Origin of the sequence: Nocardioides sp. PD653-B2, assembly GCF_002117935.1 — a bacterium.
Classification (GTDB): Bacteria; Actinomycetota; Actinomycetes; order Propionibacteriales; family Nocardioidaceae; genus Nocardioides.
In genome coordinates this window covers 37255-46424 of the sequence record NZ_BDJE01000055.1, presented here as the reverse complement: position 1 = coordinate 46424, position 9170 = coordinate 37255, and the positions used below count along the sequence as shown (strand labels likewise).

The 9170-nt window shown below is 70.7% G+C and carries 10 protein-coding genes; 7 read left to right on the top strand and 3 right to left on the bottom strand.

Annotation, left to right across the window (positions count from 1 at the left end):
- Nucleotides 1-271: 271 nt before the first annotated feature.
- On the bottom strand, nt 272-724 hold the full coding sequence (gene arfB / locus PD653B2_RS21890) for an alternative ribosome rescue aminoacyl-tRNA hydrolase ArfB (protein WP_085874545.1): 453 nt from the start codon (nt 722-724) through the stop codon (nt 272-274).
- The gene (locus PD653B2_RS21885; protein WP_085874539.1) at nt 721-1131 is read right to left on the bottom strand and encodes a CoA-binding protein; all 411 of its coding nucleotides are present in this window, start codon (nt 1129-1131) and stop codon (nt 721-723) included. Before PD653B2_RS21885 ends, arfB begins: the two co-directional genes overlap by 4 nt.
- Nucleotides 1132-1277: 146 nt before the next feature.
- On the opposite strand from PD653B2_RS21885, the gene PD653B2_RS21880 reads away from it, so the two are divergent.
- Both PD653B2_RS21880 and PD653B2_RS21875 read left to right on the top strand, forming a co-directional pair.
- The gene (locus PD653B2_RS21880; RefSeq protein ID WP_085874538.1) at nt 1278-2135 is read left to right on the top strand and encodes an Ig-like domain repeat protein; all 858 of its coding nucleotides are present in this window, start codon (nt 1278-1280) and stop codon (nt 2133-2135) included.
- Nucleotides 2136-2233: 98 nt separating this feature from the next.
- Complete coding sequence (locus tag PD653B2_RS21875) at nt 2234-3406, top strand: acyl-CoA dehydrogenase family protein (RefSeq protein ID WP_085874537.1); 1173 nt, start codon at nt 2234-2236, stop codon at nt 3404-3406.
- A gap of 24 nt (nt 3407-3430) precedes the next feature.
- On the opposite strand, the gene PD653B2_RS21870 is transcribed toward PD653B2_RS21875, so the two are convergent.
- On the bottom strand, nt 3431-4816 hold the full coding sequence (locus PD653B2_RS21870) for an FAD-dependent oxidoreductase (RefSeq protein ID WP_085874536.1): 1386 nt from the start codon (nt 4814-4816) through the stop codon (nt 3431-3433).
- A gap of 111 nt (nt 4817-4927) precedes the next feature.
- On the opposite strand from PD653B2_RS21870, the gene PD653B2_RS21865 reads away from it, so the two are divergent.
- The 5 genes from PD653B2_RS21865 to PD653B2_RS21845 all read left to right on the top strand — a co-directional run bounded on the left by PD653B2_RS21865 (nt 4928) and on the right by PD653B2_RS21845 (nt 9074).
- Nucleotides 4928-5857 (top strand): helix-turn-helix domain-containing GNAT family N-acetyltransferase, encoded by a 930-nt coding sequence (locus tag PD653B2_RS21865; protein WP_085874535.1) that lies wholly within the window; start codon nt 4928-4930, stop codon nt 5855-5857.
- Between the two features lie 220 nt (nt 5858-6077).
- The gene (locus PD653B2_RS21860) at nt 6078-6389 is read left to right on the top strand and encodes an ArsR/SmtB family transcription factor (RefSeq protein ID WP_242665395.1); all 312 of its coding nucleotides are present in this window, start codon (nt 6078-6080) and stop codon (nt 6387-6389) included.
- Entirely contained in the window at nt 6386-7519 is a 1134-nt protein-coding gene (gene arsB / locus PD653B2_RS21855) for an ACR3 family arsenite efflux transporter (protein WP_085874534.1), read from the top strand. Before PD653B2_RS21860 ends, arsB begins: the two co-directional genes overlap by 4 nt.
- Before the next feature lie 11 nt (nt 7520-7530).
- The gene (locus tag PD653B2_RS25965) at nt 7531-8232 is read left to right on the top strand and encodes a three-helix bundle dimerization domain-containing protein (RefSeq protein ID WP_085874533.1); all 702 of its coding nucleotides are present in this window, start codon (nt 7531-7533) and stop codon (nt 8230-8232) included.
- A 101-nt stretch (nt 8233-8333) separates the two neighbouring features.
- Entirely contained in the window at nt 8334-9074 is a 741-nt protein-coding gene (locus tag PD653B2_RS21845; RefSeq protein ID WP_085874532.1) for a dienelactone hydrolase family protein, read from the top strand.
- The last annotated feature ends 96 nt before the right edge of the window (nt 9075-9170 follow it).

The window sequence follows — 9170 nt, the reverse complement described above, 5'->3', positions numbered from 1 at the left end:
TGCTCCTGCAACCTCGCCCCGCTCTGCCGCCACCACCACCGCCTCAAGACCCACGGCGGCTGGACCTACCAACGCACCGCAGCACGCATCTTCCGCTGGACCAGCCCGTTGGGGCACGTCTACGTCAACGACCTCACCCACCCACGACATCCCTGACCCACCGACCCCGCCGGCCACCGCCGACGGGGCCACACCCGTGCGCGCACCCTGGTGGTCCGCTACGGCGGGCCGGGTCGATCGCGGCCGTCGCACCGACGCAGGCCCGGGCTCCCTACTCGCCGACGACCCGCCCCCGGAGCGACTTGGTCTGGCCGCGCTGCTTCTTGGCCTCGAGCCGGCGGCGCTGCGAGCCGCGGGTGGGCTTGGTCGGGCGGCGCGGGGGAGGGGGTGGGGCGAGGGCGTCCCGGAGCTGCTCGGCCAGCCGGTCGCGGGCGGCGACCCGGTTGCGGTGCTGGGAGCGGTGCTCCGAGGCCACGACGGTGATGACCGGACCCGGCAGCCGGCCGAGGGCCCGGGCGCGCTGCGCGTCGGTGAGGACGGTCGAGGCGGCGACGTCGTACTCGAGCTCGACCCGGCTGTCGGTGGTGTTGACGGACTGGCCGCCGGGGCCCGGCGACTTCGAGAACCGCTCGACTAGCTCGCCCGCGGGGACGGTCACGCCGTCCGGGAGTCCGGGTCCGGCCGGGACGACGAGGTCGGAGCCCGGGCCGCTCTGCGGGCTCACCGTCTCGTGCGCCACTCGATCGCGGGACAGGTGTCCATCACCATCGGCACGCCCGCGGCGGTGGTCCGCGCGAACGCGTCCTCGTCGACGACCCCGAGCTGGAACCACACGCCGCCGGCCCCGATCGCGACCGCCTGGTCGGCGAACTCACCGGCTGCCTCGGAGCGCCGGAACACGTCGACGACGTCGATCGGGAACGGGACGTCGGCGAGGCTGGCGTAGCCCTGCTCGCCGAGGACCGTGGCGGCCGACGGGTGGATCGGGACGATCCGCTTGCCGCGCGACTGGAGCAGCTCCGCGATCTGGTACGCCGTGCGCGACGGGTCGCCGGACAGGCCGACCACCGCCCAGGTGTGGGCGTCGTCGAGCATGGTGTCGATCCAGTCCGAGTTCTGCCAGTCAGCCATGGGCCCAGCCTAGGCGGAGCACTCTCCTGGACATTTGCCGGAGATTCCGCGGTTCGTGCGCGCGCCCCGGGAGCAGGGGATACGGTGGCCCGGTCTTTGCTACCCCCTGGTAGCGAAATGAGTTGCTCGGGAGGGAGCACTTCTTCATGAACATTCGCCGCATCACCGCCCGCACCGCGATCGCGGGCGTCACCACCGCCCTTGCCGCCGGCGCCCTGGTCGGGATCAGCACGACCGCCGCCAACGCCGAGTCCGCGTCGAGCACCTACACCTGCAGCGCCCCCGCCGACGCCTACGTCTCCGACTTCGCCATCACGGTCGAGGGTGGTCTGCCGGTCCCGCAGTTCTGGGCCGGCGCGCCCGTCCCGCCCGGTCTGGTCTCCATCGACGTCACCTCGACCCTGACCCCGGAGCAGGCGGCGGCGCTCGGCAGCTTCGGTGTGACCGGTGCGCACTCCGACGACTTCACCCTCGGCTTCGGCCCGACCACGGTGCCGCTGCCGGTCGACGGTGACTTCGACTCCAGCTCCGGCTCGACCGTCTGGACGGCCTCCGGGTCGAACCAGGCCTTCACGACGCCGGACCCGGGCATGCACGACATCGTCCTGCCGTCGTCGTTCACGATGATGACGGAGAACTCGTCGGGTGACTTCCTCCCGCTGTCCTGCGTCATCCAGGCCGACACGACCCCGGCGGTCCTGGTCAGCGGCTACCCGCTGGCGCAGCAGCTGTCGCAGACCACGGCCACGCCCAAGAGCGGCAAGAAGCCCACGATCGCCGTCGTGGTGCAGAGCACCTCGTGGGGCCAGACGGTCCCGGCCGGCAAGGTCGTCGTCAAGGAGGGCAAGAAGGTCGTCGGCAAGGGCACCCTCAAGAAGGGCAAGACCGTCGTCACCCTGGTCAAGACCCTGAAGGTCGGCAAGCACAAGGTCACCGTCTCCTACGCGGGCACCAAGAGCCTGAAGGGCAGCTCCACCAAGGCGACCGTCACCAAGAAGAAGTAGCTCCACAGCTCCGTCCCGAACGCCCGGCCGGGTTCTACCCGGCCGGGCGTTCGCATGCCCGGTCCGAGCGCCGGTTACTGGCGAGTAAACTCGGCCCTATGAGCTCCGAGTACCCCCTCTATGCCCTCTCCGAGGAGCACCAGGCGATCCGCGAGGCCGTCCGCGCGGTGTGTGACGCGAAGGTCGCGCCGTACGCCGCGGACGTGGACGAGAACGCCCGTTACCCGCAGGAGGCGGCCGACGCGCTGCTGGCCGCGGACTTCCACGCCCCGCACGTGCCCGAGGAGTACGGCGGTGCCGGGGCCGACGCGCTGGCGACCGTGCTCGTCATCGAGGAGGTGGCCCGGGCGTGCGCGTCGTCGAGCCTGATCCCGGCGGTCAACAAGCTGGGCTCGCTGCCGGTGCAGCTGTCGGGCTCGGAGGAGCTGAAGCAGAAGTACCTCGGAGCGCTCGCGCGCGGCGAGGGCGGGTTCTCCTACTGCCTCTCGGAGCCGGACGCGGGCTCGGACGCGGTCGGGATGAAGACCCGCGCGGTCCGCGACGACGACACCTGGGTGCTCAACGGGGTGAAGCGGTGGATCACGAACGCCGGCGTCTCGGAGTTCTACACGGTGATGGCGGTGACCGACCCGGAGAAGCGGTCGAAGGGCATCTCGGCGTTCGTGGTGGAGAAGTCGGACGACGGTGTCTCGTTCGGCGCCCCGGAGAAGAAGCTCGGGATCAAGGGCTCGCCGACGCGTGAGGTCTACCTCGACAACGTGCGGATCCCCGCGGACCGGATGATCGGCGCCGAGGGCACCGGCTTCGAGACCGCGATGAAGACCCTCGACCACACCCGCGTCACGATCGCCGCGCAGGCCGTCGGGATCGCCCAGGGTGCCCTGGACTACGCGCTGGGCTACGCCCAGGAGCGCCAGCAGTTCGGCAAGCCGATCGCCGACTTCCAGGGCCTGCAGTTCATGCTCGCCGACATGGGCATGAAGGTCGAGGCGGCCCGGCAGATGACGTACGCCGCGGCCGGGCGCTCCGAGCGCAACGACAAGGACCTCACGTTCTTCGGTGCGGCCGCGAAGTGCTTCGCCTCCGACGTCGCCATGGAGGTCACGGTCAACGCCGTGCAGGTCCTGGGTGGCTACGGGTTCACCCGCGACTACCCGGTCGAGCGGATGATGCGCGACGCGAAGATCACCCAGATCTACGAGGGCACCAACCAGGTCCAGCGGATCGTGATGGCCCGCCAGCTCCTCGCCGGGGTGCAGAGCACCCTCTGAGTACGCGGCTCCCGGCCCCGCCGCTCATCCGCAGCTGGTGCCTCCACCGATGGTGATCAGCTCGGGCTCGGCGGGGCTGCAGCATCCGCCGCCAGACTCCTCGCTCGGCTGGCTGTCGAACTGTCCCGAGCCGCCACAGACGCCGGACTCGGGCAGGACGAGCTCGACGCGGGCCGCGGACTCGTGGTCTCCGGCGATCGCTGCGATGACGCTGCGGGTCTGCTCGAAGCCGGTCAGCGCCAGGAACGACGGGGCGCGGCCGTAGGACTTCATCCCGGCCAGGTAGAGACCGGTCTCGGGCTGGGCGAGCTCGCCGGCGCCGTGCGGGTAGACGGTGCCGCAGGAGTGGACGTTGGGGTCGATGAGGGGCGCGAGCTGGGTCGGCGCGGACAGGACCGGGTCGAGGTCGAGACGGACCTCGCCCAGCCAGGTGAGGTCGGGGCGGAAGCCCGTGACGACGACGACTTCGTCGACGCCGACGAGCGTGGCGCCGTCGAGGCTGGTGAGGACCAGGGCGCCCGTGCGGTTCGGGTCGGCGGCGACTTCGCCGGTGCGAAACGACGTCACCACGGAGACGGGGCCGGACTCGACGGCTGCCTGGGCGCGCTTGCCGAGCGCGCCGCGGGCTTCGAGCTGGTCGTTGTCGCCACCGCCGAATGCGTCGCCGGTCGCGGCACGGCGCACCAACCAGGAGATCTGCGTGGCGGGGTGGGACTCGGCGAGGGTGGTCAGCCCGACCAGGGTGTTCAGCGCGGAGGCGCCGGTGCCTGCGACGGCGACGTGCTTGCCGGCGTAGCGGGCTGCGGTAGCTGGGTCGGTGAAGTCCGGGATGCCGTAGAAGATCCGGCCGGCGTGAGTGTCCTCGCCGATTGCGGGCAGCCCGTCGCCACCCAGCGGGCTGGGGCCGCCCCAGGTGCCGGACGCGTCGACGACGGCGGCGGCTTCCAGCCGGACCCGTCCCTCGGGAGTCTGAACGTGCACGGTGAACCCGGCGGCCTCGCGGCCCGAGTCGACCATCCGGTCCCGACCACGCTTGGCGAGGCCGACGACGCGGTGCCCGAACCGGACGTCGACCTCGTCCGTCGCGGCAAGGGCGGTTGCGAGCGGAGCGAGGTACTGCTCGACCCAGTCCGCACCGGTCGGGTAGGCCTGCGGGTCGGGTGCGATCCAGCCGGTGGGCGCGAGGATCTCCTCCGCGACGGGATCGACCAGCTCGCTCCAGGCCGAGAACAACCGCACGTGGCCCCACTGCCGCACCGCGGCCCCCGCGGCGTCGCCCGCCTCGAGGACGACGGTGGGCAGCCCGCGGGACTGGGCGTGCGCCGCCGCAGCGAGGCCGATCGGACCGGCACCGACGACCACGACCGGACGGGCCGGGCTCGGGGCCACCTGAGGGGGGGCGGTGGTCATGCTCTGCTCCTGCACCTGGTCGAAGACGTATCGACGGTGGTCGATGAACCGGACTGTATCGACGGTTGTCGATGATTGCAACCATCGACGGTGATCGATACAGTCTCCGGCATGAGCGTGGACCTGACCATCCCGATCGCCGACGTGACCAGCCCGCCCGCGGGCGACTGCGCCGCGCCGGGTGGCGGTCCGGCGTCCGCAGGCGGGGCAGCAGTTCTGGGTGAGGACTCGGCCGCGACCTACGCCGGGTGGTTCGCCAGCTTGTCCGACCCCACGCGTGTCCGGCTGCTGCACGCAGTCTCCACGGCGCCGGCCGGCCGCATCCGGGTCGGAGACCTGGCGAGCGTGCTCGGCATCAGCCAGTCGACCTGTTCCCACCACGTCCGCAAGCTCGCCGAGATCGGCTTCGTGTTCGTCGACAAGGTCGGCACCGCCTCGGTCGTCACCGTGAACCCGGCCTGTTGTACCGGTCTTCCGCACGCGGCCGACGTGGTGATGGGCACGCTCGCATCGGCTCCGTGCTGCCCCGAAGACCTCCCGACCGACGTCACCACCCGCGCCCTGGTCGAGGACGACCTCCCGGTCGTGCGGGACATCTACGCCGAAGGCATCGCCACCCGCAACGCCACCTTCGAGACCGAGGTGCCCACCATCTCGGCGTTGACGACGAAGTGGCTGCCGGGCCATGCCTGGGTCGCCGAGCTCGACATCGACGGTCAGCGGCAGGTCGTCGGCTGGACCGGGGTCTCGGCGGTCTCGGCCCGCGACTGCTACGCCGGCGTGGGCGAGACCAGCGTCTACGTCACCGAGGCAGCCCGCGGGCGGGGTGTCGGCAAGACGCTGCTGCATCGCCAGGTCACCGAGGCCGACGCCGGGGGGCTCTGGACGCTGCAGACCTCGATCTTCCCGGAGAACCGCGCCTCCCTGGCCCTGCATCACTCGGCCGGCTACCAGACCCTCGCCGTACGCTCACGTATCGCCCGGCTCGATGGCGTGTGGCGCGACACCGTGCTGCTCGAGCGTCGCCGCGAGAACGACTGAGCCGGCCTTCCCTCGGGTGGCGCCGATCCCAGCACCCGATCGCACCACGTGCCTGGGCGGCACACTAGGTGGCCAGGGCTGTTGTTCACCCAGCGTTCGCTCACCTGGGTCGCCATCAGACATAGACACATGTGAGTATTCACCTATGTCGATGTCCGGTTCTGGTGCGTGCAACCCCGATGACGAGCTGGCGTGCTGCACGCCGCTGGCGCGTGAGCCCATGAGTGCCGAGCAGGCGGCCCAGGTGGTGCCCCTGCTGAAGGCCCTCGCCGACCCGGTGCGGTTGCGGCTGATGTCGATGGTGCTCTCGCACGAAGGTGCCGAGGCGTGCGTGTGCGACCTGCTCCCGGCCTTCGATCTGTCGCAACCCACGATCAGCCACCACCTCAAGGTGCTGCACGAGTCCGGGCTGCTGAACCGGGAGAAGCGCGGCGTGTGGGTCTACTACCAGGCACGCCCCGCGGCGATGGAGGCGATGGCGACGCTGTTCACCACCGCCGGACTCTCGCTGCCCGTGGGAGCTGGAGCATGAGCGACCTGTCCCAGGAGACCGGCCGTACCCCACCGGAGGGCACGTCGCTCGAGGACGCGGCCGTCCTGCACCGGCTCTCGGTGCTCGACCGGTTCCTTCCCGTCTGGATCATCGCCGCGATGGTCGTCGGACTCGTGCTCGGCCGGGCTGTCGACGGTCTCGACGACGCCTTGTCCGAGGTCGAGGTCGGATCAGTCTCACTCCCGATCGCGATCGGTCTGCTGATCATGATGTACCCGGTCCTCGCCAAGGTCCGCTACGACGAGCTCGGCCACGTCACCGGCGACCGCAAGCTCCTGGTCTCCTCGATCGTCCTGAACTGGATCATCGGGCCGGCACTGATGTTCACCCTGGCCTGGCTGCTGCTGCCCGACCTGCCCGAGTACCGCACCGGCCTCATCATCGTCGGCCTCGCTCGCTGCATCGCGATGGTGCTGATCTGGAACGACCTCGCCTGCGGCGACGGCGAGGCTGCGGCGATCCTGGTCGCGCTCAACGCGGTCTTCCAGATCATCGCGTTCGCCGGCCTCGGCTACTTCTACCTCGCACTGCTTCCCGGCTGGCTCGGCCTCGATCAGACCGGCCTCGACGTCTCGGTCTGGGGCATCGCCAAGTCCGTGCTGATCTTCCTGGGCATCCCACTCCTTGCCGGGTTCCTGACCCGCACGCTCGGTGAGCGCGCGAAGGGCAGGGAGTGGTACGAGTCCCGCTTCCTGCCGAAGATCGGACCCACCGCGCTCTACGGGCTGCTGTTCACCATCGTGATCCTGTTCGCCCTCCAAGGCGACACCATCACCAACCAGCCCCTCGACGTCGCCCGGATCGCCCTCCCGCTGCTCGCCTACTTCGCCCTGATGTGGACCGGGTCCTTCGTCCTCGGCCACCGGCTGCACATGACCTACGAACGGACCACGGCCCTGGCTTTCACCGCGGCCGGCAACAACTTCGAACTCGCCATTGCCGTCGCCATCGGTGTTTTCGGGGTCACGTCCGGAGAGGCGCTCGCCGGTGTCGTCGGTCCGCTCATCGAAGTGCCCGTTCTGGTTGCGCTCGTGTACGTCGCCCTCTGGGCACGACGTCGCTACTACCCCTCGACCTCGTCGTCGACCGCAAGGTTGCCTGCCTCGTGAAGGGCTAGCCCATGACACCCGCACTCGACCGATCACCGCCGCTGTCCCTCCGGACCGACGTCACCGGATGGCACCTGCTCGAGCCCGAGCACCTGCTGCACAACATCGCCGAGGCCCTCACGCCTGAGTTCGCAGGCATCTTCGGCCCCGAGACGATCGAGGCCTACGTCGCCGACGCATACCAGCGCATCGCCCACGAAGCCCGGATCAAGACCTACCTGCCCACGCTGACCGCCCGGATCGCGCAGGCCGCACTGATCGAACGAGCCCGAACCCAGAAGGACATCCACATGACCACCACCCCCGAGGTCCTCTTCGTCTGCGTCCACAACCAGGGCCGCTCCCAGATGGCCGCTGCTCTCCTCGCTCACCATGCGGCCGGCCGCGTCCATGTCCGCTCCGCCGGCTCCGCGCCCGCCGACTCGGTCAACCCCGCCGTCGTCGAGGTCATGGCCGAGGTCGGGATCGACATCTCCCAGGAGTTCCCCAAGAAGCTCCTGACCGAAGACGTCGCTGCCTCCGACGTCGTCATCACCATGGGCTGCGGAGACGCCTGCCCGATCTTTCCCGGCAAGCGCTACGAGGACTGGGCGCTGAACGATCCGTCCGGCAAGGGCCCCGACGCGGTTCGAGAGATCCGCGACGAGATCGACCAGCGCGTTCAGAAGCTGCTCGCAGAACTCGTCGCCGGGACCGAGGCGCCCGTCGGGTAGGCAGGCGGCGACATGCTGTCCTGGTGAGACCGGTCCGTCCACGGCCGGCGGGGCGACCGCGTCCGGTCGGAGGACTTGGACCTCCCGCTAACGTCGCCCGCATGGGCGAGACCATCGAGATCCAGGCTCCCGGGGGAGCGGCCGAGGCGTACCTGACCGGCGAGGCCGGCAAGCCGGGTGTGCTGTTCTACATCGACGCGATCGGGCTGCGGCCGCAGATCGAGGAGATGGCCGACCGGATCGCGTCCTGGGGGTACGTCGTGCTCGCGCCCAACGTCTTCTACCGCGACGGCCGCGCCGCCGACCTGGCGCCGCAGGGCGACCTCCGCGACGCGGGCGCCCGGGAGGCGTTCTTCGCCTCCGGGGTGATGGAGCGGGTCAACGAGCTCACGCCCGACCGGTCCGGCCCCGACGCCGAGGCGTGGGTCCGCACCCTCGAGGAGCACGCCGGCGACGGGCCGATCGGCGTCACCGGCTACTGCATGGGCGCGCGGCTCGCCGTCCGCACCGGCGGGCAGTTCCCCGGCACGGTCGGGGCCGTGGGCGGCTTCCACGGTGGGCGACTCGTCACCGAGGCCCCCGACAGCCCGCACCTGGCGATCGCCGGGTCGACCGCGGAGTACGCGTTCGGCCACGCCGACCAGGACGGTTCGATGCCACTGGAGGCGGTCGCCGCGCTCGAGGAGGCGCTCCAGGCCGCCGGCCGGCCGCACGTGAACGAGGTCTACGCCGGGGCCGCGCACGGTTACTCCATGGCCGACACGTCGATGTACGACGAGGCCGGGGCCGAGCGACACTTCCGGGTCCTGCAGGACCTGTTCGCCCGCACGCTGGGCGGCTGAGCCCGCCACCGTTCTCGCCCCAAGGGGTGGTGTGGTCGTTCGATCGGCGCTGTCAGTATCGAATGAGAAGCGCGCCCTTCGGTCGCGCTGCGCGGT

What these genes read in the sequence shown, in the direction of transcription:
- PD653B2_RS21870 (WP_085874536.1), bottom strand. Translation starts at nt 4,816, where the DNA reads ATGACCACCGCCCCCCCTCAGGTGGCCCCGAGCCCGGCCCGTCCGGTC.
- arsB (WP_085874534.1), top strand. Translation starts at nt 6,386, where the DNA reads ATGAGCGACCTGTCCCAGGAGACCGGCCGTACCCCACCGGAGGGCACG.
- PD653B2_RS21880 (WP_085874538.1), top strand. Translation starts at nt 1,278, where the DNA reads ATGAACATTCGCCGCATCACCGCCCGCACCGCGATCGCGGGCGTCACC.
- PD653B2_RS21845 (WP_085874532.1), top strand. Translation starts at nt 8,334, where the DNA reads ATGGGCGAGACCATCGAGATCCAGGCTCCCGGGGGAGCGGCCGAGGCG.
- PD653B2_RS21885 (WP_085874539.1), bottom strand. Translation starts at nt 1,131, where the DNA reads ATGGCTGACTGGCAGAACTCGGACTGGATCGACACCATGCTCGACGAC.
- PD653B2_RS21860 (WP_242665395.1), top strand. Translation starts at nt 6,078, where the DNA reads ATGAGTGCCGAGCAGGCGGCCCAGGTGGTGCCCCTGCTGAAGGCCCTC.
- PD653B2_RS25965 (WP_085874533.1), top strand. Translation starts at nt 7,531, where the DNA reads ATGACACCCGCACTCGACCGATCACCGCCGCTGTCCCTCCGGACCGAC.
- PD653B2_RS21865 (WP_085874535.1), top strand. Translation starts at nt 4,928, where the DNA reads ATGAGCGTGGACCTGACCATCCCGATCGCCGACGTGACCAGCCCGCCC.
- PD653B2_RS21875 (WP_085874537.1), top strand. Translation starts at nt 2,234, where the DNA reads ATGAGCTCCGAGTACCCCCTCTATGCCCTCTCCGAGGAGCACCAGGCG.